General features: G+C 64.4%; 25 protein-coding genes. 12 read left to right on the top strand and 13 right to left on the bottom strand.

Annotation, left to right across the window (positions count from 1 at the left end; translation table 11 throughout):
• Positions 1 to 9 precede the first annotated feature (9 nt).
• From QTH91_RS13860 to fabG, 8 genes are all read left to right on the top strand, one after another.
• Positions 10 to 1,755 (top strand): AMP-binding protein, encoded by a 1,746-nt coding sequence (locus QTH91_RS13860; protein WP_286660700.1) that lies wholly within the window; start codon positions 10 to 12, stop codon positions 1,753 to 1,755.
• 47 nt (positions 1,756 to 1,802) lie between these two features.
• A complete protein-coding gene (locus tag QTH91_RS13855; RefSeq protein ID WP_286661568.1) occupies positions 1,803 to 2,747 on the top strand; it encodes a lysophospholipid acyltransferase family protein in 945 nt (314 codons plus the stop codon).
• Positions 2,719 to 3,336 (top strand): LolA-related protein, encoded by a 618-nt coding sequence (locus tag QTH91_RS13850; RefSeq protein WP_286660699.1) that lies wholly within the window; start codon positions 2,719 to 2,721, stop codon positions 3,334 to 3,336. The genes QTH91_RS13855 and QTH91_RS13850 overlap by 29 nt, the downstream gene beginning before the upstream one ends.
• A gap of 19 nt (positions 3,337 to 3,355) precedes the next feature.
• Positions 3,356 to 5,770: an MMPL family transporter gene (locus QTH91_RS13845; protein WP_286660698.1), complete on the top strand. Its 2,415-nt coding sequence runs from the start codon at positions 3,356 to 3,358 to the stop codon at positions 5,768 to 5,770.
• A 67-nt stretch (positions 5,771 to 5,837) separates the two neighbouring features.
• Positions 5,838 to 6,635: a polysaccharide deacetylase family protein gene (locus QTH91_RS13840; RefSeq protein WP_286660697.1), complete on the top strand. Its 798-nt coding sequence runs from the start codon at positions 5,838 to 5,840 to the stop codon at positions 6,633 to 6,635.
• Between the two features lie 51 nt (positions 6,636 to 6,686).
• Positions 6,687 to 7,478 carry a class I SAM-dependent methyltransferase gene (locus tag QTH91_RS13835; protein WP_286660696.1) on the top strand — a complete coding sequence of 264 codons (792 nt, stop codon included), beginning with the start codon at positions 6,687 to 6,689 and terminating at the stop codon, positions 7,476 to 7,478.
• Positions 7,475 to 7,942 carry a hotdog family protein gene (locus tag QTH91_RS13830; protein ID WP_286660695.1) on the top strand — a complete coding sequence of 156 codons (468 nt, stop codon included), beginning with the start codon at positions 7,475 to 7,477 and terminating at the stop codon, positions 7,940 to 7,942. Before QTH91_RS13835 ends, QTH91_RS13830 begins: the two co-directional genes overlap by 4 nt.
• Positions 7,939 to 8,670, top strand: a complete 732-nt coding sequence (gene fabG / locus QTH91_RS13825) for a 3-oxoacyl-ACP reductase FabG (RefSeq protein ID WP_286660694.1) — start codon at positions 7,939 to 7,941, stop codon at positions 8,668 to 8,670. Before QTH91_RS13830 ends, fabG begins: the two co-directional genes overlap by 4 nt.
• Positions 8,671 to 8,685: 15 nt before the next feature.
• Here the strand turns inward: fabG and QTH91_RS13820 are convergent, their stop codons facing one another.
• From QTH91_RS13820 to lptF, 6 genes are all read right to left on the bottom strand, one after another.
• On the bottom strand, positions 8,686 to 8,844 hold the full coding sequence (locus QTH91_RS13820) for a DUF3309 family protein (RefSeq protein WP_286660693.1): 159 nt from the start codon (positions 8,842 to 8,844) through the stop codon (positions 8,686 to 8,688).
• Between the two features lie 174 nt (positions 8,845 to 9,018).
• Positions 9,019 to 10,185: a pyridoxal phosphate-dependent aminotransferase gene (locus QTH91_RS13815; protein ID WP_390368768.1), complete on the bottom strand. Its 1,167-nt coding sequence runs from the start codon at positions 10,183 to 10,185 to the stop codon at positions 9,019 to 9,021.
• A 26-nt stretch (positions 10,186 to 10,211) separates the two neighbouring features.
• Positions 10,212 to 11,153 carry a CysB family HTH-type transcriptional regulator gene (locus tag QTH91_RS13810; protein ID WP_286660692.1) on the bottom strand — a complete coding sequence of 314 codons (942 nt, stop codon included), beginning with the start codon at positions 11,151 to 11,153 and terminating at the stop codon, positions 10,212 to 10,214.
• 42 nt (positions 11,154 to 11,195) lie between these two features.
• On the bottom strand, positions 11,196 to 11,618 hold the full coding sequence (locus QTH91_RS13805) for a sirohydrochlorin chelatase (protein ID WP_286660691.1): 423 nt from the start codon (positions 11,616 to 11,618) through the stop codon (positions 11,196 to 11,198).
• 4 nt (positions 11,619 to 11,622) lie between these two features.
• Complete coding sequence (lptG, locus tag QTH91_RS13800; protein WP_286660690.1) at positions 11,623 to 12,735, bottom strand: LPS export ABC transporter permease LptG; 1,113 nt, start codon at positions 12,733 to 12,735, stop codon at positions 11,623 to 11,625.
• A complete protein-coding gene (gene lptF / locus QTH91_RS13795; RefSeq protein WP_286660689.1) occupies positions 12,732 to 13,847 on the bottom strand; it encodes an LPS export ABC transporter permease LptF in 1,116 nt (371 codons plus the stop codon). Before lptF ends, lptG begins: the two co-directional genes overlap by 4 nt.
• Before the next feature lie 24 nt (positions 13,848 to 13,871).
• Here lptF and QTH91_RS13790 point away from each other — a divergent pair, with 24 nt between their 5' ends.
• The 4 genes from QTH91_RS13790 (at position 13,872) to QTH91_RS13775 (ending at position 17,691) form a co-directional block, all read left to right on the top strand.
• Complete coding sequence (locus QTH91_RS13790; RefSeq protein WP_286660688.1) at positions 13,872 to 15,404, top strand: leucyl aminopeptidase; 1,533 nt, start codon at positions 13,872 to 13,874, stop codon at positions 15,402 to 15,404.
• Positions 15,401 to 15,844 (top strand): DNA polymerase III subunit chi, encoded by a 444-nt coding sequence (locus QTH91_RS13785; RefSeq protein ID WP_286660687.1) that lies wholly within the window; start codon positions 15,401 to 15,403, stop codon positions 15,842 to 15,844. Before QTH91_RS13790 ends, QTH91_RS13785 begins: the two co-directional genes overlap by 4 nt.
• Positions 15,844 to 16,353 (top strand): hypothetical protein, encoded by a 510-nt coding sequence (locus QTH91_RS13780; RefSeq protein WP_286660686.1) that lies wholly within the window; start codon positions 15,844 to 15,846, stop codon positions 16,351 to 16,353. The genes QTH91_RS13785 and QTH91_RS13780 overlap by 1 nt, the downstream gene beginning before the upstream one ends.
• A 132-nt stretch (positions 16,354 to 16,485) precedes the next feature.
• On the top strand, positions 16,486 to 17,691 hold the full coding sequence (locus tag QTH91_RS13775) for a branched-chain amino acid ABC transporter substrate-binding protein (protein ID WP_286660685.1): 1,206 nt from the start codon (positions 16,486 to 16,488) through the stop codon (positions 17,689 to 17,691).
• A 257-nt stretch (positions 17,692 to 17,948) separates the two neighbouring features.
• Here QTH91_RS13775 and QTH91_RS13770 read toward each other — a convergent pair whose 3' ends face one another.
• The 7 genes from QTH91_RS13770 to QTH91_RS13740 form a co-directional block, all read right to left on the bottom strand.
• Positions 17,949 to 18,722, bottom strand: a complete 774-nt coding sequence (locus QTH91_RS13770; RefSeq protein WP_286660684.1) for a glycosyltransferase family 25 protein — start codon at positions 18,720 to 18,722, stop codon at positions 17,949 to 17,951.
• A gap of 289 nt (positions 18,723 to 19,011) precedes the next feature.
• The gene (locus QTH91_RS13765) at positions 19,012 to 19,845 is read right to left on the bottom strand and encodes a hypothetical protein (protein ID WP_286660683.1); all 834 of its coding nucleotides are present in this window, start codon (positions 19,843 to 19,845) and stop codon (positions 19,012 to 19,014) included.
• Between the two features lie 112 nt (positions 19,846 to 19,957).
• Positions 19,958 to 20,857 carry a type IVB secretion system protein IcmH/DotU gene (gene icmH, locus QTH91_RS13760; protein WP_286660682.1) on the bottom strand — a complete coding sequence of 300 codons (900 nt, stop codon included), beginning with the start codon at positions 20,855 to 20,857 and terminating at the stop codon, positions 19,958 to 19,960.
• Between the two features lie 128 nt (positions 20,858 to 20,985).
• Positions 20,986 to 21,795, bottom strand: a complete 810-nt coding sequence (locus tag QTH91_RS13755; protein ID WP_286660681.1) for a DUF4123 domain-containing protein — start codon at positions 21,793 to 21,795, stop codon at positions 20,986 to 20,988.
• A gap of 9 nt (positions 21,796 to 21,804) precedes the next feature.
• Entirely contained in the window at positions 21,805 to 23,535 is a 1,731-nt protein-coding gene (locus QTH91_RS13750; RefSeq protein WP_286660680.1) for a T6SS phospholipase effector Tle1-like catalytic domain-containing protein, read from the bottom strand.
• Positions 23,536 to 23,548: 13 nt separating this feature from the next.
• Positions 23,549 to 24,160, bottom strand: coding sequence for a DUF3304 domain-containing protein (locus QTH91_RS13745; RefSeq protein ID WP_286660679.1), 612 nt, complete (start codon positions 24,158 to 24,160; stop codon positions 23,549 to 23,551).
• Positions 24,161 to 24,207: 47 nt separating this feature from the next.
• On the bottom strand, positions 24,208 to 25,171 hold a 964-nt coding region (locus QTH91_RS13740; protein WP_286660678.1), incomplete at its 5' end, for a type VI secretion system Vgr family protein.

The raw sequence follows: 25,171 nt of genomic DNA, 5'->3' as shown, positions 1-25,171 counted from the left end.
CCTTCACCGATGACTTCACGCTCCGATATGTCCGACGTTGCCCCGTTGCCGTTGCTGGCCGATCGCGACCTGTCCGCGCCCCTGGCATGGCGAGCAGGGCGCCCGGTGAGCGGGTACCGCTACTTGCTCGACGTGCAACGTCTGGCACAGCAACTGCCGCAGCAAGGGCCTGTGCTCAACCTCTGCAGCGATCGCTACGCCTTTGCGGTCGGGCTTGGCGCCGCGCTCTCTCGGGGGCATGCCAGCCTGCTGCCGCCCGATGCCCGCGCCGACACGCTCGCGCGCTTGGCAACGCCTGGCGGCAGCACCTATGTCCTGACGGACGACGCGCAGCTGAATGCGCCCGGCCTGCACTGCCACTTGGTCGATCTGCATCAGGAAGATGCTTCCGAGTCGTCTTCGGAAGTGGTCGGCGCCGTCCCGGGCATTGCGGCAGGTGCCCATGCAGTGAGCCTGCTGACTTCCGGTTCGACCGGCGTGCCCCAAGCCCACGCCAAGCGCTGGGAGACTCTGGTGGGCGACGTTGCTGCCGCCGCGCCCCGGCTCTCTGCCCTGTTCGGTCGGGAATCACTTGCAGGTCTGACCCTGGTCGCCACCGTGCCGGTCCAGCACAGCTACGGGCTCGAGTCCTCCGCGTTGCTGGCGATGCTCGCCGGCGCGGCCTTCGATTCGTCCCGCCCCTTCTTCCCGGCCGACATCGTGGCCGCGCTGGAGGCCGTTCCGCGTCCGCGCGCGTTGGTGACCACCCCGTTCCATCTCAAGACACTCCTGCTTTCGGGCATCGAGTTGCCGCAGGTCGACTTCATGCTGTCGGCCACGGCGCCTCTGTCGCCCCAGCTCGCCGCACAGGCGGAGCAGGCGCTGGGCGGGCCATTGATCGAGATCTACGGCAGCACCGAAACCGGCCAGATCGCCACCCGCCACACCACGGGCAGCGAGGTCTGGGAGATGCTGGGCGACATCCGCGTGCGGCGCGAGGACGCGCCGGGCGACGATGGCGAGGCGGCCGAGCGCTACATCGTCGAGGGCGACTTCGTGCCCGCGCCCACGCCGATGGCGGACGTGCTGGAGCTGATCGATGACCAGCGTTTTCGATTGCTTGGCCGCGCCAACGACCTGATCCATGTGGCAGGCCGGCGCAGTTCGCTCGGGCACCTGAACTACCACCTCAACAGCATTCCAGGCGTGCAGGACGGCGCCTTCTGGATCCCCGACGAGGTGACCGATGGCGTGGTCCGGCCGGTGGCATTCGTGGTGGCGCCGGAGCTTTCATCCGAGTCGATCATTTCCGCGCTGCGAGAGCGCCTGGAAACGGTGTTCGTGCCGCGGCGCGTGCTACGAGTGCAGGCACTGCCGCGCGAAGCCACTGGCAAGCTGACCGTTCGCACGCTGCGCGAGTTCGCGCTGGCGCAACTGGCGGGAGAGGGCGAGACGGTGCGCCTCACGCGCGAGGTGCCGGCAGACCATCCTGCTTTTGCGGGCCACTTTCCGGGCCAACCTTTGTTGCCGGGGGCGTTCATCCTCGCCGAAGTGATGGAGGCGCTCGCGCAAGTGCCCGCGCTCGCCGCTCGCCTGGGCGAACGTCCGAGCCTCGCCGCGGCCAAGTTTCTTGCGCCCGTGGGGCCGGGGGCGCAGCTCACGATCTCCATGGTTCCAGAAAGCGGCCCTAGCCGTGGCGTCCGCTTCGAGGTGCATCGCGGCGACGTGCTGGCCGCCAGCGGCCGCTGGACGGCGGGTTCGGAGTCGGACAAGTGAGCGTTCCAGCGGGACCCGGTAAGGCCGTGACCACCGCCGCGGCCGCGATGGGCGAGTCCAGCGCTCACTGGGCGCGCACGCCCGAGCGAAGCAATCTGCTGGCACTGCGCTTTTTCTGCGCACTGGCGCTGGCATGCGGGCGGCGCGTGGCGCGGCTGGTGCTGCATCCGCTGACCCTCTACTTCTTCATGTTCTCGCCAGGGCCTCGGCGGCATGTCAAGCGCTATCTGGCGCGCGCCATTGGCCGTGGGTCGAACTGGCGCGACGGCTATCGGCTCATCCACGCTTTCGCCGCGACGGTGCTGGACCGGCTCTATTTCCTGCGCGGACGGATGGACCTGTTCGACCTGCGGGTCGTGGGCCACGAAGCCCTGGATGCGGAGCTGGCGCGTGGGCGAGGGGCATTCCTGCTCGGCGCGCACGTCGGCAGCTTCGAGGCCGTCGGCGCCAGCCGGCAGACCAGCGAGCAGCCAGAAGGCCTGCCCCTGGCCATGTTGATGTACCTGGACAACGCCCAGCGCATTCATGCGGTGCTGACGGCCATCAGCGACAAGCGCTGCCGGCCCGAGGTGATTCCGCTCGGTCAACCCGATTCCATGCTGCAGCTGCGCGACTGGCTCGACGCCGGTGGCCTTGCCGGCCTGCTGGCCGATCGCACCCTGCCGCCGCGCGCCGAAGACCAAGGGCAGCGCGGGAGCTCGCGAACGGTCAATTTCCTGGGGCACCCTGCAGAGTTCAACGATGGCCCGTTCCGCCTGGCGGCGCTCCTGCGGCGCAAAGCCTTCTTCATGGCCGGTGCCTACCTGGGCGGCAATCGCTACGAGGTTCGCTTCGAAGCCCTGGCGGACTTCAGCGCCGTTGCGCCCGGGCAGCGCGAAGCGGCCATTCAAGACGCGCTGCAAGCCTACGTCGCCCGCCTCGAGGCCCTGTGCCGCGAGCATCCTTACAACTGGTTCAATTTCCATGACTTCTGGCAAGAAGATGCTCGGTGAAGTTGTGCGACGCGCTCGCGCCCTTTTGGCGCTCTGCTTGTTGTGCACGGTTTCGGTCTCCTGGGCCTTCGATCTGGATACGCTCATGTCCCGGCTTGCGGCGCAGCCGAAGGGCGAGGCGCGCTTTACCGAACAACGCTTCGTGCGGGGCATCGAAGGGCCGCTCGAGTCGAGTGGCAGCCTCAGCTTCACCGCGCCCGACAAGCTCGTACGCCGCACCGAGTCGCCGCGCGAAGAATCGATGGTGGTCGACGGCAATGCACTGACTTTGTCTCGCGGCGGTCGTACAAGATCGCTGGCCCTGGACAGCATGCCCGAGCTGCGCGGCATGGTGGATGCGCTTCGGGGCACGCTCAGTGGGGACGCGCGGGTGCTGCGCCAGCAGTTCAAGACCGAACTTGGCGGCACCGAGGCCGCGTGGACGCTTCAGCTCACGCCGGTCGACGAGCGACTTGCCGCTCAGGTCCGCACCTTGCGCCTGACGGGGCGGGGTGGCGACGTGCTCGGCGTCGAGATGGAGTTCATCGGCGGCGACCGTTCGGTGATGCGCATCGTGCCGCAGCGCGGTGCGCCCAAGAAGCCTTCCTGACCCTCGAGGCGAACTGCGCATGGGCCCGGCATTGGCGAACCACGACCTCAGGCCGCGCCGTGCGTTGCCCCTGCTGATCTGGCTGGCTGCGCTGGCGGTGTGCGTGTGGGTGATCTCGCGCACGCCCTTTACCGCCGACCTTTCGGCCTTTCTTCCGGACCACCCCAACCCGCGCCAGCAGATGCTGATGGAACAGCTGCAAGGCGGCGTGGCTTCGCGCAGTCTGCTGGTGGGCATCGAAGGTGGCGCCGACGCGGCGCAGCGCGCACAGGTTTCACGGGCGATGGCGGCGCAGCTGCGAGCCAGTGGCCAGTTCGACCTGGTTCAGAACGGCGAATTCAGCGATTGGACGGCTGCTGGCGAATGGCTTTTCGCGCATCGCTATCAACTGGCCGCGGATGTCGACGCACAGCGGTTCAGCGTTGACGGGCTGCGCGATGCCGTGCTCGACACCCTGTCGATGCTCGGTACGCCCGCCGGCAATGCGATCAGGCCGCTGATGGAGCGCGATCCGACCGGCGAGATGCAGCGCATCGCCGAAGGTCTCATTCCGGCGACGGCCCCCCGAACGGAAAGCGGTGTCTGGGTTTCGCGCTCTGCGCCGCGCGCCATACTGCTGGCGACGACACGCGCCGCAGGCAGCGATCTCGACGCCCAGGCGGCGGCCATCAGCCAAGTGCAATCGGCCTATGCCGAGGCCACGCGCAACCTGAAGGGCGCTACGCCTGAACTGCAATTGACCGGCGCGCCGGTGTTCTCGGTGCAAAGCCGCGACCAGATCAAGGCCGAAGCCATGAAGCTGGCCACTGTCGGCGCACTGGTGGTGGGTTGCCTCCTGTTGCTGGCCTTTGCCTCGCCACGCGCGCTCGCCGTGTCGATCCTTCCGGTGGCCACAGGCGTCGTCGGCGGCACGGCCGCCGTCGCCCTGGTCTTCGGGCAGGTGCATGGACTGACCATGGGCTTTGGCAGCACCCTGATCGGCGAGACCATCGACTACGCCATTTACTACCTGATCCAGGCGCGCCAGGGTCGTGCCGAGGGCGTGACGGGCGGCGGTTGGCGCCACTGGCGCAATGTGCATTGGCCAACCGTGCGCCTGGGCGTCATGACCTCGGTGTGCGGTTTCAGCGCACTGGTCTTCTCCGGCTTTCCTGGGCTTGCCCAGTTGGGCATGTTCTCCGTGGCCGGGCTCATCGCCGCAGCGCTTGCAACCCGCTATGTATTGCCGGTGTTCGCGCCCGATGGTGCTTCGGGTCGAGGCCTGCGCCGTCACATGGCGCAACTGGCCGGCGCCGTGGTGCGCGGGCTGCCCAGGCTGCGGTGGCCGTTGCTGGGCCTGTGCCTGGCCGCCGCTGCGTTGCTGGCTTGGCAGCACGCCAGCCTTTGGCGTGCAGGGCTCGGCGCGATGAGCCCCGTGCCGACCCGCGCCCAGGAGCTCGATGCGCAATTGCGCGCCGATCTTGGCGCGAGCGATGCCAGCACGCTCGTGATGGTGCAGGGCGCTGATCTGCAATCCACGCTCGAGGCGGTCGAGGGGGCGAGTTCGCGCCTGCAGCCGCTCGTCGATTCGGGGCAACTGGCGGGCTTCGATGCCGTGACTCGCGTGCTGCCCAGCAACTCAGCGCAGCGTGCGCGCACCGAAAGCCTGCCCGATGCCGACACCCTGCGGCAACGACTCGGCCAGGCCCTGAACGGCCTGCCCTTGTCGGCAGCCCGTCTGGAGCCGTTCATCACCGAGACGCAGGCGGCCCGCCAGATGCCGCCCATCCTCCCGGCCGACCTGCAGGATGGGCCGCTCGGTCCGATGGTGCGCACCATGTTGATGGCCCGCCCGAATGGCGAGGGGTACAGCGCCGTGATCTCGCTGCATACCGGCGAGGGCTTCGATGCCGCGCGCCTCAAGGCGGCGTTGTCGGGCCTTCCAAGCGCGCAGTTGATCGATGTCGGCGACGAGCTGAGGGCGCTGTACGCCCACTACCTCAACGAGGCCTTCGTGCAGGTTCTGCTGGGCGCGTTGGCGGTCGTCGTCCTGCTGGGCTTGTACCTGCGTTCCGGCCGTCGGCTCCTGACCGTGTGTACCCCGCTGGTGGGGGCTGTGCTGCTGACATTGGGCACGTTCGCGGCGCTCGACGTGCCGCTGGGCATCCTGCATCTGGTGGGGCTGCTCCTCGTCGTGGCGGTGGGGTCGAACTACGCGCTCTTCTTCGATCAACTGCGCGAAACCGGCCATGCGGATGAAGACACGCTGGCATCGCTGTTCCTGGCCAACCTGACGACGGTCGTGTCGTTCAGCCTGATCGCGATTTCGGAGATTCCATCGCTGTCGGCCATCGGGCGCGTGGTGGCGCCCGGTGCGCTGCTCGCGCTCTTGTTGTCCGCCGCTTTCGTGCGTGCCCGGCCTGCCAAAGCCCCCGTGGATGGCGGATCCCTCTGAGGGACAATGGCGCCTTCCCATCAGCCCGCCGATCCGATCGCCAATGTCTTTCGCCACGCCACTTGAAATGTTCAGGCCGCTGGCGCCCTTCGTGCGCGTCAGCCTGGGCGTGCACGTGGTGGCGATCGGCGCGGCGCTTCTCGTCCCGGGCGCGCTTGCCTGGGCGGTCGCGGCACTGGTGCTGAACCACGTGGTGATCACGGCGGCGGGCCTGACGCCCCGCAGCAGCCTGCTCGGGCGAAACATCACCCGCTTGCCGGAGCGCGCAGCGCGGAGCGGCGAGATTGCACTGACCATCGACGACGGGCCCGACCCCGAGGTGACGCCGCTCGTGCTCGACCTGCTTGACGCAGCTGGGCAGCGCGCCACGTTCTTCTGCATTGCCGAGCGCGTGCAGGTGCATCCAGCATTGGCCCGCGAGATCCTGTCTCGGGGCCACGATATTCAGAACCACACCGCTCGGCACCGGCATAACTTCTCGGTGTTGGGGCCGCGAGGCTACGCCGATGAGATCGGACGAGCGCAAGTGGTCTTCCAGCAGATCACGGGCCGGCGCCCGACCTGCTTTCGCGCGCCGGCCGGTTTCCGCAACATGTTCCTGGCGCCGGTGCTGCAGCGACTCGACCTTCGACTCGTCAGCTGGACCCGCCGCGGCTTCGACACCCGCGAGTCCGATCCGCAACGCGTTCTGGCAAGGCTCACGAACGAGCTTCGCGGTGGCGACATCCTGCTGCTGCACGATGGGCATGCGGCACGCATGGCGGACGGCAGGCCCGTGTTGCTTGCAGTCTTGCCCCTGCTGTTCGAGCGCATGCGCCAGCAGGACCTGCGATCGGTCACGCTGGACGAGGGGCTGCGCGACTGAGCCTTTGACCGTAGCCGCGCGACAAGCATGAGACCAGAGATTTCGTCAGACATGAGCCATCCAACGAGCACCGACGTGCATTGGCGTCGCCTGCATGCCCATGCCACCCAGCCTTACCGCAGGGCTGGGCGTTTTGCCTGGCATTTCGCGCGAGGCAAGCTGGGGCGTGACCCTGTCTTCCGCTGGCTGGTGGAGCAGGGGCAGATCGCCGCGGGACATCGGCGCGTGCTCGACATCGGCTGTGGCCAGGGCCTGCTCGCCAGCCTCCTGTCGTCGATGAGCCAGATGCAGGCTGGCGCTCAGTGGCCGTCCCACTGGTCGCCAACGCCGCAGGCGCCCAGCTACACCGGGATCGAGTTGATGTCGCGCGACGTGGAGCGGGCCGAGCGATCGATCGGCCACCTTCGGCCGGCCCCGGCCTTCGTCTGCGCCGACATGTGCAGCACTGTGCTGCCGCCGAGCGACCTGGTGGTGATCCTCGATGTGTTGCATTACGTCGATCCGGCGGCTCAGGAGCAGGTCTTGGTGCGCGTCCGAGAAGCGCTGGCGGCAGGCGCCGCCGATGCAGGCCCAGGCGCTGCGCCGCCACGGCTGTTGCTGCGCGTCGGCGACTCGGCCAGGGCGCTCGGCTATTCGATCAGCCAATGGGTCGATCACACGGTGACGCGCGTTCGGGGCCATCGGGTGCCGCCCACCTGGGGGCGGCCGCTGTCCGACTGGATTGGCCAGCTCGAAAGACTTGGCTTCGCCGTGCGCAGCGAGCCCATGAGCCAGGGCACGCCGTTTGCGAATGTCCTGCTCGTTGCAGACCTCAAGCCCACGCCCATCAAGGACACGATTTGACCAATCCCTCGACGCTGGACCGTGCCGGCATTGCCGCACGCATCCCTCACAGCGGCAGCATGTGCCTTCTTGAGCGCCTCGATCACTGGAATGCGGACGAGATTCGCTGCAGCACGGGCACGCACCGCAGCGCGGACAACCCGCTTCGCAGCAGCGGTGGCTTGATGGCGCCGTGCGCCATCGAATATGCGGCGCAGGCCATGGCGTTGCACGGCGGCTTGCTCGCGGCGCCCGGACAGGCTGCCAGCGCGGGCTATCTGGCCAGCGTGCGCAACGTGCAGTTCGGTCAGCCAAGACTGGATACCGTCACGGGTGACCTGCAAGTGCGCGCGAGTCGCTTGTCTGGAGACGAGCGACAGGTGCTCTACGAATTCAAGGTCGACGACAACTCCGGCCGCATGCTGGCACAGGGCCGGGCGGTCGTCGTGCTCAACTCGCCATTGCCTAAGGAAGGCCTCGCATGAACTGGAACGGAAAGCGCGCCCTCGTCACTGGCGCCAGTGGTGCGTTGGGTGAAGCCATCGCGAAGCGCCTGGCGGCGGGCGGCGCGACGGTGCTGCTGCATGCCAACTCGCGCCCGGATGCGATTGAAGCCCTTGCTGCCGAGATCATCAAAGCGGGTGGGAAGGCGCAATGCCACGTGTTCGACCTTCGCAGTGACGGGGCTTGTGCCGCAGCCTGCGAGCGCATCCTGGCCGAAGGGCCAGTCCAGATCCTGGTGAACAACGCTGGCGTGCATGACGACGCCGTCTTGCCTGGCATGCAGCCTCAGCAATGGCACAAAGTGGTGGATGTGTCGCTCAACGGGTTCTTTCGCGTGACGCAGCCGCTCGTGCTTCCGATGCTGCGCACGCGGTGGGGGCGCATCGTCAACATTTCCTCGGTCGCTTCGCTGACCGGCAATCGGGGACAGGTGAATTACGCCGCAGCAAAAGGTGGATTGAACAGTGCCACCAAAGCGCTTTCGCTTGAAGTTGCGCCGCGGGGTGTGACGGTGAACGCGGTGGCCCCAGGCATCATCGCCTCGCCGATGGCCGATGCCGTGTTCGACAAGGCCCTCATCGACCAGATGGTGCCCGCCAAGAGGGCAGGCACCCCTGATGAAGTGGCCGCGCTGGTGGCCTTCCTGGCCAGCGATGATGCGGCGTACATCACTGGCCAGGTGATCTCGATCAATGGTGGAATGATCTGAGATCTGCGGCGAAGGCTAGATGTATCCCATCAGCAGCAGGATCACCACCACCAGGACAACGAGACCCACGCCGCCGCTGGGCATGTAGCCCCAGCTGCGGCTGTAGCCCCAGCTGGGCAGGGCGCCGATGAGCAGCAGGATCAGCACGATCAGCAGGATGAAGGACAGGGACATTCAGCTTTCTCCTTGTTGTGGCGGAATGTGTGAATCGTCCTTCGACCCTGACCCGGCCAGAGGCCGACGGCAGGCCGAACTGGCGTCGGGCGAATCCGACCGGCAATGTCAGCCGGGCGCCTGCGCCATGCCGGCCGCGCGTGTCAGGTGCGGCGCGTGGCGCCGGAGCCCGCGTCAGATCTTCGCGAGGCGCGCCAGTGCGCTGTGCAACGTCTCGTCCTTCTTGGCGAAGCAGAAGCGCACCACGCGCTGGTCGAAGCCGTCGCCATAGAAAGCGGACAGCGGAATGGCGGCCACGCCGATCTCGCGCGTCAGCCACAGGCAGAACTCGGCTTCGCTCAGATCACTCAGCTCCGAGATGTCGACACATTGGAAGTACGTGCCGGCCGAGGGCAGCAGCCGGAAGCGGGTGGTCGCCAGCCCCTCGGCGAACAAGTCGCGCTTGCGCTGGTAGAAGGCTGGCAGCTCCAGATAGGGCGCGGGGTCTGCCATGTAGGCGGCCAGCGCGTGCTGCATCGGCGTGTTGACGGTGAACACGTTGAATTGGTGCACCTTGCGGAATTCGGCGGTCAGCGGTGCCGGTGCGGCGACGTAGCCCACTTTCCAGCCGGTCACGTGGTAGGTCTTGCCGAAGCTGCTGACGATGAAGCTGCGTGCCGCCAGCCCCGGAAAGCGCGCGGCGCTCTGGTGCGCTTGGCCGTCGTAGACCATGTGCTCATAGACCTCGTCGCTGATCAGGAAGACGTCGGTCGGCGCAAGCAGTTCTTCGAGCTTGCGCATCTCGGCCTCGGTCCAGACCGTGGCGCTCGGGTTGTGCGGCGTGTTGATGATGATGGCGCGTGTGCGCGGACCCATCGCGGCGGCAATGCGGTCGAAGTCGGGGCGGAAGGTACCGGGCGTGAGCGGCACCCGCACCACGCGCCCGCCTGCGAGCTCGATGTTGGGCACGTAGCTGTCGTAGCAGGGCTCGAGCACGATGACCTCGTCACCCGGCCTCACGATCGCGAGGACGGCGGTGATGATGGCCTGCGTCGCTCCCGCGGTGATGGTGATCTCGTCGGATGCGCTGTAGTCGTGACCGTACAGCGCGCCGATCTTCGCCGAGATGGCCGTGCGCAGGGCGGCAATGCCGGGCATCGGAGGGTATTGATTCAGCCCTGCCGTCATGGCGCGGGTGACCTCGCCAGTCAGCTTCGGGTCGCAATCGAAATCCGGAAAGCCCTGGCCGAGGTTGACCGCGTTCCTCTCCGCGGCAAGGGCGGACATCACGGTGAAGATGGTCGTGCCGACAGCGGGCAGCTTGGTCTGGACGGCAGGGGTGCGGGCGGAAAGGTTACTCACGATGGATGCGCTCTCGGTTCTGGGGCTCAAAGTTCGTAGTCTTCGTAGTGGCCGCTCAAGGCCTTGGCAATGAGCTGGCGATCGAGCCGATCGGAAAGCAGCTCGGCAAACTTGAAGACGAAGTTTCTCAAATACGCGCTGCGCTTGAAGGCCACTCGCGCGATGTTCTGGCCGAAGGCATGTCCCATGGGACGGATCGCCAGATCGGCATCGGCGTCGCTGCGCACGGCCATCTCGGCCACGATGCCCACGCCCAGGCCCAACCGCACGTAGGTCTTGATGACGTCGGAGTCGATCGCTTCCAGCGCAATGCGGGGGCTGAGCTTTTTCTGGGCAAAGGCCTGGTCGATGCGGGTCCGGCCCGTGAAGGAGGGGTGGTAGGTGATGAGCGGCTCGGCGGCCAGATCTTCGAGCGAGACGCGTTCCTTGGTCGCCAGCGGATGCTCCTTCGGCAGCACGAGCACATGCTGCCACTCGTAGCAGGGCAGGGTCACGAGGTCCGGATAGTCCGCCAGCGACTCCGTGGCGATGCCGATCTCGGCCACTTCGTCCAGCACCATCCGCGCGACCTGGTCGGGGGAACCCTGGTGCAGGCTGACGTTCACCTTGGGATAGGCCTCGCGCAGTTTCACCACCGGTATGGGCAGCACGTAGCGCGCCTGGGTGTGGGTCGTGGCAATCGACAGCGTACCGCTGTCCTGGGCGCTGAACTGTTCGCCGATGCGGCGCAGGTTGTTCACCTCGCGCATGATCAGCTCGATGCTGGCAATCACATGCTGGCCGGGTTCGGTGACCCGCTTCAGGCGCTTGCCGTGACGCGCGAAGATCTCGACGCCAAGTTCTTCTTCCAACTCGATGATCGCCTTCGACACGCCCGGCTGGGAGGTGTGCAGGGCTTTGGCGGCTTCCGTCAAGTTGAGGTTGCGCCGGACGGCTTCCTGGACAAACTTGAACTGGTGCAAATTCATAACGATCCCGTCTTTATTCGGGTTTCATTATGCATTCTCAATCTATGAATCTGTGCTGTCGGCCGTGGATTCGGACGGGCCGCGAAGGGCAATACGCGCGATGACTTCGATGAGTTCCTGCGTCTCGCCGATGGCGGGGCGCAGGCGGATTTCCGTGCCGGGATGGACATTGCGCAATTCGTCGACCAGGCGAGGCAAGTCCTCGCGCAGATGCTTGCCAACGCCCAGGAAGAGCGGCAGCAATTCCACCGATCTGACGCCCCGGTCGACAAGATCGGCCACGGCACCCGCAAGGTCGGGCGTGGCCAGTTCCAGGTAGGCGCAGCGAACGGCGACCTGGGCATCGAGTTGGCTGACGAGCGCCGCCACCGCTTCTACCGGCTGGCGCCAACGATCGTCGCGCGAACCGTGGGCGAACAGCACGATGCCGCGATGCGGCGCAAAGGGCGAAGGCTGATCGCTCACGAGTTCAACGCCTGAGCACGAGCCAGCCGAACGCGCCCAGGGACAGCACCGAATAGATCAGCCCCGGCGCCGCCGAGGTCAGGATGGGCGGCCAGTTGCCCAGGTTGCCGATATAGCCGAACACGTTGTTGAGCAGGAAGAAGCTGATGCCGATCATCACCCCGAAGAAGACATAGGTGGTGATACCGCCCTGGCGGAAATGCAGATAGGCGAACGGCAGCGCAAGCACCACCATCACCAGGCACGACAGGGGATAGAACACCTTGCGCCACAGCTCGATCTCGTAGCGCTGTGCCGTCTGTCCGTTGGCGTCGAGGTGGCCGACGTAGTTGAAGAGGGCGGCGGTGCTCATGCGGTCGGGCTTGACGAGGGCGACCGCGACCATCTCGGAAGTGAGGCTGCTGCGCCATTGGGCCGTCGGCGTGCGTACGGTCTCGATGCGGGCCTTGTCGGCAGATCGCGTGAGGTAGTCCTGTCGCTCGACGTCCGTCATCGACCAGACGCCCTGGCTGTCGATGCGGGCCGACTTGGCCGTGGTCAGCGAGACCAGGAACCCGCGGTCGTCGAATTCGTAGATGCGAGGGGCGTTCATGCTGCCGTCGGCGGCCACCGAGGCGACATTGACGGCAAAGGACTTGTCGCCCTGGCGCTCTTTGAGCCACGCGCCGGTGTTGCCAAGAACCGCGTCCGACCAACCCTTGAAGCGCGTCTGCACCAGTTGAGCCATTCGTTCGGAAACGGGCGAGACGTAGTCGCCGATCGCGAAGGTCAGGAGGACGAATCCGAGCCCCAGTATCAGCAGCGTGCGCAGCGCCCGCCACGGACCCAGGCCGCTGGTGCGAAGGATGGTGTACTCGGAGCTTTGCGCCAGGCGCGACATCACGAAGATGGTGCCGATCAGCACCGCGATGGGCAGCAGTTCGTACAGGTGCCCGGGGATCAGCAGCGCGACGTAGAGCAAGGCCTGCGGCGTTCCGTATCCAGGAGACTCGGGCCGACCGATCGACTGCAATTCATCCACCAGGTCGAAGAAGAAGAACAGGCAAAGAAACCCGATGACCACGAAGCCCACCGACTTGAGCACTTCCACGTAGATCAGTCGACGAAGCGTCTTCATGTGGCGCTCTCCTTCGCGGCGCGGGGGGCGCTTCTGCGCGGGAATCGGATGACCCAATTGTTGTGGCGCTTGAGCAGCCACAGCAGCGTCGCCGCGAAGACGCCGACATGGAGGGTCAGCAGAAAGCTCCCGGCCTCGAAGCGGCCACTGCCGATCCAGCTTTCGCCAAGGTTCAGCAGGTTGTAGTAGATGACGAAGGCAAAAGTGGCAAACAGCATGCTTCCGCTGCGGCCGACGCGCGGATTTGCGCTGGAAACGGTCAGCGCCAGCAGCACGAAGTTCGCGGCAGCCAACAGCATGCCGATGCGCCAGCTGAATTGACCGAGATTGGGGGGTGTCGGCTGGCGGAGCAGGTCGGGTGTGGAGCGGGCGCGCGGGCGCTGGTCGCCGGGCAGGGCGCTGCCCGCCTTGCCACCGAGCAGCGACCCATAGGCCTTGAATTCGCTGATTTGCAGATCGGATTGGTCGAGCGGGCGCTCCAGCCGCTGGCCGTTTCGCAGCACCAGGAATCGCTTGCCATTGATGGTTTCGATTCGCCCGGTCTGGGCCGAGGTCACGCTTTGTTCGTTGTGCTCGACCTGCGAGACGAAGATGTTGTTGGCGGTCGTGCCATCGGCCGTGTCCTTGTCGATGAAGAACACCCGGTTGCGCCCAGGAGATTCCTGGAATTCGCCCGGCGCCACTCGGTCGATGTCGCCGCGCGACTGGTAGCGAAGGCGCAAGCTCTCGGTCTGCGAATTGGCCCAAGGCCAGCCCACCAGCGCCAGCGCACCGATGATGACGAGGATCGGCCAGGAGAACTGATAGAGCGGGCGCACGAAACTGGTCAGGCCCTGCCCGGAAGAGAACCAGATCACCATCTCGCTGTCCCTGTACATGCGCGACAGCGTGGCCACGACCGCGATGAACAGGCAAAGGCTGAGGATGGTCGGCAGGTAGCCCAGTGACGTATAGGCCAGCACCAGAAAGACTTCGGATGGATTGACGCTGCCCTTGGCGGCCAGCCTCAACGTGCGAATCAGCATCATCGTGACCACGATGGTGAAGATGACGACGAAGGTCGCGCCGAAGCTACGCGACAGTTCCTTGCGTAAAGAAGATTGGAATAACATCGCTCGAGAAAGATTACGGCGATTATGAACTTCCAACTCAAGACGCTCCCCCTGGCCCAGTCCGCTTCCGAAAAGGCCGATGCATTGATCGTGCTGGTGGGCGAAAAGCCCCTGGTGGGCAAAGACCCCTTGAGTGACCTGATCTCGGCAGCGCGCTCCGCGGGCGACCTGCCCGACAAGGCCGGCAAGCTCCTGAGCCTGTATCACCCCGTGCCGCAAGCGCCGCGCTGCGTGGTGGTGGCTTCGATCGCCGATGGCAAGAGCGGGTCGATTCGAAGTGCCGTGACGGCCGCGCTGGCAGCGGCCCGGGGTGCCAAGCCCGCACGGGTCGTGCTGGCTTTCGCGCAGCAGGCGGATGGGGCTGCGGTGCGCGCGGCAGTGCTGGCCGCGGCCGATGCCCTGTATGTCTACACCACGACGACTTCGAAGGCTGAAGCCAATCCAGTGCGCCATTTGACCATCGGCGTCCCCGACGCTGAATCGGTCAAGTCGGAGTTCGACAAGGCGGTCGGTATGGTCGCCGGCATCGAGTTCGCCAAGGAATGGGGCAATCGGCCGGCCAACCATTGCACACCGGCCATGCTTGCCGACGCTGCCGTCGGGTTGGCCAAGGGACCGAAGTTCAAGTGCGATGTCCTGGGGCCGAAGGAAATTGCAAAGCTGGGCATGGGCGCCTTTGCCGGTGTCGCGCAGGGCTCCAGCGAGCCGGCGCGCTTCATCGTCTTGCAATACCAGGGTGCGGCAAAGGGCGATGCGCCAGTGGTCCTGGTGGGCAAGGGCATCACCTTCGACACCGGCGGCGTTTCGCTCAAGCCGGCTGCCGAAATGGATGAGATGAAGTTCGACATGTGCGGCGCGGCCAGCGTCCTGGGCGTGTTTCGGGCTCTTGGAGAACTGCGCCCCGCGATCAACGTCGTCGGCCTGGTGCCCGCCTGCGAAAACATGAACGATGGCAAGGCCATCAAGCCCGGCGATGTGCTCAAGAGCATGAGCGGCCAGACCGTGGAAGTGCTCAACACCGACGCCGAAGGCCGGTTGATCCTGTGCGATGCGCTGACCTACGCCAAGCGGTTCTCGCCTGCTGCCGTGATCGATATCGCGACCCTGACGGGTGCTTGCGTGATCGCCCTGGGCGGCTTGCGAAGCGGGCTGTTCTCGCCCGACGACCAACTGGCCAGTGCGCTGCAGCGCGCAGGGGAGTCGTCGCTCGACCGCTGCTGGCGGATGCCGCTGGATGATGAATATGGCGAAGGTTTGAAGAGCAACTTTGCCGACATGGCCAACATTGCCGGTCGCGCCGCCGGGGCAGTGACCGCGGCCAAGTTCCTGCAGAAGTTCACAGCCGACTTCAAGTGGGCGCACTTGGACATCGCGGGGACGGCCTGGAAGAGTGGGGCCGCCAAGGGCGCTACCGGTCGACCTGTGGGTCTGCTGATGGATTTCCTTCTCGAACGCGCGGCCCAACCTGTCAAGGCTGTCGCGACGGCCAAAGGTGCTGCCTCCAAGTCTGCCGGCGCGGCGGGCAAGGCGCCCCGCAAGGCACGGGCTCGCGCGTGACCGACATCGAGTTTCGCGTCGACCTGCCCGACAAGTTCGACTACGCCCTGCGCCTCGCGCGCAAGTACGCGTTGCAGGGCCAGGCGCAACTGGTGGTTGCTGCCGATGCGGACACCATCGACGCGATCGACACCGCCCTTTGGGATCGGTCGGCCGCTGAATTCCTGCCGCATTGCAAGGCCGACGCGCCAGAAGAAGTGCTGAGGCGATCGCCAGTGGTGCTGGCGCAGTCGTCCCAAGGGGCTGACGACGCCTTGCCGCACGGCGTATTGCTGAATCTGGGGGCGGCTGTGCCCAAGGGCTTCGAACGCTTCGAACGTTTGATCGAACTGGTCGGCACCGCAGATGGGGACCGAGAAGACGGCCGCGAGCGGTGGCGCCACTACAAGAGCCGAGGCTACGCGCTGCGCCATCAGAGCGCATTCGGGGAGCGCACCTGATGTCCGCGCCCAACAATCCTGGGCGCACGCCGCCGCGTTTCGTGCCGACCCTCACGACAGTGGTCGAGCTGCCGGAGGTTGCGGAAGTTCGGCCGCCGGTGGCGCCGCCCCCTGCACCGGCTGAAACGCCAGCTCAGCCTCCGCAGGTCGCCACGCCCCAAGCTGGCGCACCTTTGTTGGACGATTTCGATTTCAGCGTGGCGCCGGCAGTCGCGCCCGGAACTCCGGCACCGGGCAGCATGGTCGCCGTTCCGGTGACGGAGGAGGAGGCACTTCGGCTCGAAGAGCATCTCTTGCACCGCGTACTCCAGCGCGTCGACCTGTCTCTGGAGGCGCGTTTGACCGACACAGTCTCCGCAGCAGTGCAGACGCAATTGGACGCCATGCTGCCGCGGCTTCGCAGCCAGATCGAAGACGTGTTGCGTGCTGTCGTCATCGAGGCACTGGCTCAGGAGTTATCGGAAACCCCAGGGTCAGCGGGCCCTTCTGGCCCTGCGGGCTTGGGCTAAACTGCGCCGTTCTTTGGCACATGTGTCAACGAATTGATTCGGCGCGGAAATTGCTGCGTTGATTGAAGGGGCGGCGCCCTTGCCGTCCCGATTATTTGATCTGATCGACTTCGAAATCCTGGAGGAATCCTCATGCAATTGAAATGGACTGCAGTTGCCCTGGCGGCACTGACGCTGGTGGCTTGCGGCAAGAAGGAAGAGGCTGCCGCTCCTGCTCCCGCGCCCGCGCCGACCGCCGCCGCTCCCGCAGCGGCACCTGCGGCCGCCAGCGTTGTCGTCAAGATCGGCCACGTCGGCCCCACCAGCGGCGCGATCGCCCACCTGGGCAAGGACAACGAACTCGGTGCGCGCATGGCCGTCGAGGACCTGAACGCCAAGGGCGTGAAGATCGGCGACAAGGTTGCCAAGTTCGAGCTCGTCGCAGAAGACGACGCTGCCGATCCGAAGCAAGGCACCGCCGTTGCTCAGAAGCTGGTTGACGAGAAGGTCAACGGCGTCGTGGGTCACCTGAACTCCGGCACCACCATTCCGGCCTCCAAGCTCTACAGCGATGCGGGCATTCCGCAGATCTCGCCGTCGGCAACCAACCCCAAGTACACCCGCCAAGGCTTCAAGACCACCTTCCGCGTGGTCGCTGACGACACCCAACTGGGCGGCACGCTGGGCAAGTACGCTGTCGAAACCCTCAAGGGCAAGAACATTGCCGTGATCGACGACCGCACGGCTTATGGCCAAGGCGTTGCCGAGGAATTCGAGAAGGCTGCCAAGGCCGCCGGCGCGACGATCGTCGGCCACGAGTTCACCACCGACAAATCGACCGACTTCAACGCCATCCTGACCAAGCTGAAGGGCGCTAACCCTGACGTTCTGTTCTTCGGCGGCATGGACGCCGTCGGCGGCCCGATGCTCAAGCAAGTCAAGCAACTGGGCCTGAACGTCAAGTTCATGGGCGGCGACGGCCTGTGCACGGGCGAGTTGGCCAAGCTGGCTGGCGATGCGATCGGTGAAGACCAGGTCGTGTGCGCCGAAGCCGGTGGCGTCGAAGGCGACTACAAGCAGCCGCTGGAAGACTTCAAGACCCGTTTCAAGCAGAAGAACGGCGTTGACGTCCAGATCTATGCACCGTACGTGTACGACGCTGTGATGGTGCTGGCTGACTCGATGCAGCGTGCTGGCTCGGCCGATCCCGAGAAGTACCTGCCTGAAGTGGGCAAGACCAACTACAAGGGCGTGACCGGCCCGATCGCCTTCGACGAGAAGGGTGACATCAAGAACGGCGCGCTGACCCTGTACACGTACCGTGGTGGCCAACGCGTGCAGATCGCCGTCGTGCGCTGATCTGCCTGCCAAACGGGACCCTTGCAGGGGTTCCTCATAAAAAAAGGACCCGCGAGGGTCCTTTTTTTTCTTGGGTGCCTCGCACTCCCACAGGGGCGAAGGACGACGCCTACAGGCTTTGGAGATGACGTCTTAAGGCCGGCCTAAGCTGCTGCGAGCAAAGTGAGGGCTCGGCAGTTCTCGTCTCTTCTCCTCCTCCCTCCTCACCTTGAGAACTGCTGTTGAGCCCGCCTCGTGCGGGCTCTTCTTTTTTCTGTTCAGTCGGGGCGTGCGGACTTGCCGGCGGACAGCACCTGCTTCAGCCCGAAAACGACTCGACGCGTTTCCATGGACATGCGAAACCCCATGGCGGGCAGCCGCTTGTACCAGCGCAACTTGAAGGGGCGCAGTTGTGCGCGATCTCCGATGGTGCTGGGCAGTCCTGTTTCAGCCGGGCAAGGGATCGGTGTGATCGTACGCAGGCGCAAGCCGAACACGAAGGCCTGTTCGAGCGCATGGTCGTAAGGCAGCGTCATGGGAAGCAACCGCTTGAGCAAGACCCTGGCCGCGTGCCGATTGAACAGGATGCAGTTGGCGTTCATGAGTCGAGCCAGCGGGACCGCCAGCCTTCTTGAGCCGGGAAGCTCAGCCACCGGCACCGGACTGCCACCGTGAAAGCTCGAAAGCTTGAGCACGTCCCATTGGTCGCTGCGCTCAAGGAGCTGCTCGATCAGCGTTCCGAAGTCATCCGGAAAGTCTGCGTCGTCTTCCAGGATGAGCGCCCAGGTCCAAGGGCCGTCGAGAAAGGCCTTCAGAGCCTTGATGTGGGACAGGTAGCAGCCCACCTCGGCCGGATTCAGGCGCTTTCCGTGGCGGCGGCGAAATCCGCGTTCATCCACCTCTCGCAAGTTGCGAAGGTCCAGCGTCTTGCCATCGACTGCAGCGACGCGTTGCCAGGGCAGGCCCGCGCGTTCCAGGCGTTGCCGCATGGTGCGAAGTCGGTCTTCCGAGCGATCGAGGTTGATGAGGAAAGTCTGGAAATCAGCGCGCATGGATGGCTCTAACGAGAACAACTTGCAATGGAGTGCAACTCCTGAATGCCTGGCATGTTGTGCTTTGAAGTGGCGCGAGGCGTGATCGGTCGCTGGCGCCGCGCTTTTGGCACAGGGGGCTTAAAGGGCGGGTTGCCTGGCAACGGGCGTAGATTGTGGCGTAGGGCACGCCGCCTCGATACCCGGACGAATTGCGGCGTGTCACCAGACGGCCTTGAACGTGTCGGAAGTCACTGGATTCAAGAATGATTGGTCGTGCGTGAGCTTTGGGGCCGATCCGGGGTCGGGCTCAGAGGCGGTTCAGTGGGGGCTTCTTGGGGGGTGGGAGAACACGCTTCCTGGGCTTGTCCGGCGCGGGCAACTCCGGGGGGAGGGCATCCAACTCTTCGTCGGTCAATTCGGTTTGGGGCTCGAGAGTGTCGGCCGCCATTGGAGATGACCCGATGGATGGCGCTGGCAGTTCGGGGTCAAGCGCATCCAGCTCTTCGTCGCTCAGGTCGCGCAGCGCCGTGCTCGAATTCGTCGTGGACACAGGATCCGAATGGGCTCCAGGTGCGGCCACGGTTTCACCGACATGGCTCGCCTGCAAGGATTGGCGCAGGGCTTGCCATTGCGCCAGATGCTTGCGGTCGAGTTCCGACATCTCGCCGCGCACTGCGGCCAGCAGGATTGCCATGCTCTGGTTCGATTGCCTGGCCGCAGCTTCGACCTGCTCCGTCAAGCTGACTTCAAGCCGTTCGAAGGCCATGCGCTGGGCCAGCAACGCCGCGCTGACGCGTTCGAACCCAGCCTTTTGCAGGTTTGCGGTGTGATCGATGGCCGCCAGCATCGTGGCGGCATCAAAGTCCGTGGATGGTGAACGGGGTGATTCCAGCGACCCGAGCAGGCGCTCGAGAGTTCGGCCGTGGATCGCCAGGGACGATTGGATGCGCGCGATGGCCGCTTCTTGCGCTCGCGCGCCCTGATCGATCGATGCCAGAAGCTGCAGGGATTGGGCATCGATCTGAGTTGCCCCAGGCGGATGCACGACCTGAACCTCCCGCCGCATGAGGCGGGCCGTGAGACTGGCGCTGAGTACCGAGATCATCAGAGCGCCCAACAGAGCGACCACGAGCAGTTCCATTTTCGTTCTCCCTTTTTTTAGTGCTTTGGATCATCGTCGATGCCGAGCGCATCCCACTTCTGAAGCAGGTCCATCGGAATGGCGTCAGCCACCTCGGCGAAGCGCCGTCCGATCAGGCGCTCGGCCTGCTTGAGCAGGACGGCGACAGGGCTGCTCGGTTCATGCAGTTCGAACCAGTGCCGTGCATCGCGGATGCTGCGTTGCGCGTCGGCGCGACCTTGGATTCCGCCCGCGCGGCCTGACGCTGGCAAGAACGCCTCTTCAGTGGGCCTTCTCTGCGAATCGTCCGCCGGCAAGGCGGTGGTGCTTGCAGACCCGGCGACGGCAATCCGATGTTCGAAGGGCTCCAGCAACCGCAACAGGGGATGCAATGCAGGCGCCTGCCCTCGAAGCCCAGGCCGAGGATCATGTACATCAGTTCCAGCAGATCGGTGTGCTCGCGCGGTGTCGCGGCCAGGCGGCCCAATAGAAGAAAGAACTTGTCACCACCGGTGGACTCGCCGTGGTTGGCCGACGTCAGCGAGATGCTCGCCCACACGCTGGCATCGCCGTTGGCTCCCGGCGAGCCCCAGGACGTCTTCAGGACTGCCTCGTCGAGCGCTGTGCAAAGGGCATAGCTGGCCGCGATGGTGTGCTCGTGACGTATGTTTGCCGTGTGGCACAGCGACTGGAATCCGGAGACCTCCCGCTTGAGCATCGTGTTGAGCGTGGTGATCAAGCGCTCGGGCAGCTCGTCGGGCATATCGGCCAACGCGCGCAGCAAGGGCTGTGCGGCTTCGAGCAAAGGATTGGCGGCAGCCAGGATGGCGGCCAGGCGTGCGTCGCGGGGGACTTCGTGCGAAGGTTCGCTTACGCCATGGTCTACGTTGTCGGTGTCCGGCTTGGAGCCGGAACGCGCGTACAGCTCGTCTGAATCTACGCGGGATCCAGCAAGGAAGGCGCCGTCGAATTCGGCAGATGAAGACTCAGGGCGCGCGTGGTCGTTCGACGATGCTTCGTCGGTGTTGCTCATGATGTGTGACAGCTATTGACAAGATTGCTGCGCCGCTTTGAATGATTTTTGGATGCGGTGCACTGCAGGTTTAGATGAATGCGAATGGCGAATGCCCTGAGTCTTCTTTGAGGCAGAGGCGGCGGGCTTCAGGCCCGTATCAGCTCCTGCAGTTTTCCGTGGAGCCAAGCCTGATCCTTGCGATGGGACGGGGGATAGCCAAAGACTTTTTTCCCAAGCACGACGAGCTTGTCTCGGTGCAAGCCCTTCACCACCTTCCATGCGCGGACGCATTCAAGCGCCGTCTCGTAGTTGCTTTGGGTGAGGCTTTCATTCTCGAACGAGGGCGCTTTGCCGATCTCCGCCAGAAGGGCGTCGGGCTCATTGCTCGCAGAAAGCTTCTCGATCTGCTCTTCGCTCAAGTGCAGGGGAGCAGGCGCGCCGAAATGCTCGAATCGCGCATCCTCCAAAGACAACGGCAGGCGATCCCCACCGGCGCGGGACGAGATCTTCCATTCGATCATCGGCGCCGTCAGCGTGCTCCACTGCTCCGAGGACAAAGCCGCTGGCAGATATGCCAGCACCCGGCAGTCGCTAATGCGCAGACCGTAGGTGTTGCCATTGCGGCGGCGAAAACTCGTAAAGGGTCGCAGATGGTCGGTCAAAGCCTGGAGCGACAACTTGGTCGTGATCAAGGAGACATGCAGTTGGCGCGGATACGCACGCCATGCATGAAAGACCTCTTGACCGCGCTCGCTGTGCTTGCCCACACCGGTGATGTCCATCAGGATCGGACCGGCCATACGCAGCGCATCATTGGTCAGCAAGGTCTCTACCCACGGTGTTTGCGGGTCGCTCAGCACCTTGGACGTGCTCACCACGTTGTAGGCCATGCTGCCATCCATGAGGCAGTAGCTCTTCACGTGGTCGGCATCGCCGTTGCTAGTCGGGTCAATCATGGCTCGTTGCTATTGCTGGGCTCGTGGCGCCACGCTTTGTGGAAAGTTCAGGCCAAAGTTGTCGCCCTGATAGATGTTGCGCCAGCGCATGTAGCCTTGACGCTCGGCCAAGTCGAGCGTGAATGCATTCCAGGTGCTGTCTTTCCCGTTCTTGTAGAACTGGCCGATGAAGCCCGCATAGGAGTCGTGCACCCAGTCATCGAAGAAAGTACCCATCTCTTGGAGTGCCTTGGGCTGCAAGGATCTGGCAAGCGCCCTAACGGCCTGGAAGATCTCAGGGGCCTTCACATTGAAGGATGGGTCCAGCCTGTCCGCCTTCAGTGCCGAGACCTGATCGCTGAAAATCTCTTGCCCCATCTTGTAGTGCTTGTAGGTTGATGGGTACATCTCGGCACGCTGCACGCTGTCGAGTTTGTTGAAGCGCTTTGCATCATTGATCACGTAGCGCCAGGCCAGGTAGCGCATGCCATGTTCGCGCAGCGCAACATGAATGGGCAGACCGGCGGGCACGCCGCAGCGGTCGAAGTACTTCGTCACCTGATCGAGGAGTTGATCCTGCTGGCTGATTCCGAAGGTCTCTCGCAAGTCTTCGTCTTCATTGATATCCAGCCAAGGCTCGTAGGGATGATTCAGGCAAGACCTGCGGGCCGCGGCATACATGGCTTGTAGCGGCATGTTTGACAGCCGCATGTCCGCATCGGCCACGGGCTCGAGGGTGCCCTTGAGCAGCCGGACGCCCTTGCCCTGATCAAGCGGCGCATAGCCGCCACCCACGTCGCTGTGGGCGCCGGGGGTAATGTGTTCGTGGCAGTTGGGTGGCAAGGTGTCGCCGACACGCACGCTGTCACTGGGAAAGTTGGTGCGCAGTTCATGAAGAGCGATGTAGTGCACGCAGTTTTTCACTGCGGGATGGATCTGCAGGTTTTCCGCGCTGGCCCAGGTATGGTGCCCATCGCTTGCGGCGGCGTCAGAGGGACCGACGGAGGCCACCGTGTCAAACAGGCCCAGCATTCGGACATAGCTTGGAACACCAAAGATCTGCCCGCCCATCAGCATGTAGCGGTGCAGCCAGGTCACGAACACGCGCGCTTGCGCAGCCCCCCGGCTGAAGCCGAAGACATCGAAATAGATGCTCTTGACGATCGGGCAGGTCTTGCGGTTGGCGAGCAACTCGTGCAGCCTGGCACATTCCTGGGAGAAGAACTTCTTCTTGAAGACGTCGCTTGCGCCGACGAGCCCATCGGGCAGCCCGAGGTCGCGCAGGACCTGCTGGTCTTTGGTGGGCTGTCCGCTGGATTCTCCGAGGTGCTCAAATACTTGTGCATCAGAACAGAGGGCGTTGAGCTTTTCATTGTCGAAGTATCGAAATCTATTCTCCTTGATCACCCGGTACGCGACATTGATGATGTGTAAAAGCCCATAGAGGATTCGCGCTTCTCCACCTGCACCGAACGGTCCTCCGCCTGGTTCTGCGTGCTCCCTTCTAAGCTCGACAAATGGCGTTCCAACGCCTGAAACATACTGAGGGAAATGACCTTCATGAGGCATGTCCCTGTACGCTTTGAAGAGCTTCGAGATGTTCGTATCTACGGAGGCGTCAAGCTCGTGGTGGTTATTGTTGGTTCCGTCGAAGAAAATGCCGATGTTCAGCAGCCTCTCGCACTCGCCCCCGTTCACGCTGGCAAGCGAAGCTGGCGATGTCACCGCCGCAGGTTCCAGGATGGTGTTGGTGTTGCTCATGCATGGCCCCCCATCATTTGGTCCTCACTTGTTCCGCCGTGGTTCCAGGCGGCCATGGCTTCTCGTCGGGCAGTGGCTCATACAGTGGAGCTGGACCACGCGGATCAGGCGGACCCATGTAGGGAACGCCATCTAGGCCAGCATCAGGAATCCATAGTTCGACTCGATGACCGGGTAAGAAATGGACATAGATGCCCCCGCTTTTTCCGGGTGGTACGTCGAAGTGCACAGGCACAGTGACTTCGTGTTGAAGTCTTTCTTTAACCTTCTGGCGATTTGTCTCCCACTTGACTGTGACCATCATCGGCTCGGTGGGAATTGCTCTTGGCAAGAGCACGCAGCAAAGGCCCCCGCCACCACCGCCCCAACCAACTTCGAAGCCCCCCCTCACGCCCTTCCCTAGAGAGTATTCAGTAATAACAATGCCCGCGCCGTAGTGAGCGACGGCCATCACTGGAACTGCAACCATGTCCGCCCGTGGCGAGAGCGACTCGGAGCGCGACGCACAGCCTGTTGTCAGTACCGTGCTGGCCAGTGCTGCCACAAGGAAGATCTTGGCAAGCAGTCCGGTGCGAGCCCGCGATGGATCTGCGCGGGTCTCCGAGGTGTCATTGTTCTGATTCATTGGGTGATCTCCCTTTGCCTTCGTAGGGCAGGCGGACGATGGCTCGGTCAAAGTCTGGTGAACGGGTTGCCGGGTACGGCGGCGTTGAGCATGCAAGTCAGGCATTCGCTGCGAGGAAGCTCCGGCAACAAAGCCTGGACGGAGTCCGGGCCGAAGGTCTGGTGCGTGGCCGCCCAGACGTGGTGGGACGCAGGTGTGCGAAAGCTGAAGCCGGAGCCGTCGATACGGAAGGTGCTGCCCTGAGCGGTCAGAGATATGCCTTCTTTGGCGTTGAGGTGAATCCAGTCGTTCGCGCTGACCAGCTCGATGGCTTTCTGCGCCGTCAACTCGATCTGATCGTCCTGCGCCTGGACCTGCACCGGCCCCTTTGCCGCAAAGATCCGAATGCCGCGCTCGTAGGCAAACATGCGGATCGCTTCGAATGCACTGCCCAGGATGCTCTTGGTGCTTGCAATGCTGGTGTGCGAGCCGCTGGTTATGGCAACCTGCGAGCGGGCATCGAGCGCGACGTTGCCACTCGCAGTCGCGCCGATGCCCGCGGCGCTGGAGATCACCAGGTGTGGCTGGCTCAGTTCCGGGAACCGGCCCGCTTGGGCATCCGCCTCTCCGGCGCCCCGAATGGCATCGGTTTGCGACTTGAGGTCTTTGCTGACGGCGCTCTGGTCTTCATCCTTGTCCTGGGCGTTGTGATGCTCGGCCAATTGCGCCAGGGTCTCGTGGTGATCGCGGGCTTGCGTCATTCGCGCCAGTGCCTCACGCATGTCCTTCACGTGGCCCTGTGCTCGGTCGCGTGCCTCGGTACTGATGAGCAATCCCTCCGCCGCCCGCGCCACACCATGCCCATCGGTGCGAAGCTCGAAGCCGTCGCCCCGTTGGTCCTTGCGCCCCTGGTGGTCCTCAATGCGCGTGATGTGCCCCAGGCTCAGGCTCGAATGCTGGTGATCGCTCTTGAGCTGCACCTGAATCTGCCCGGCCGTGTCGTCCATCACCAGGTGGTTGCTGCGCCCGGCA

It is taken from the genome of Variovorax dokdonensis (genome assembly GCF_030316895.1).
Lineage (GTDB): Bacteria > Pseudomonadota > Gammaproteobacteria > Burkholderiales > Burkholderiaceae_C > Variovorax > Variovorax dokdonensis.
This window is presented reverse-complemented; position numbering and strand designations above follow the sequence as displayed.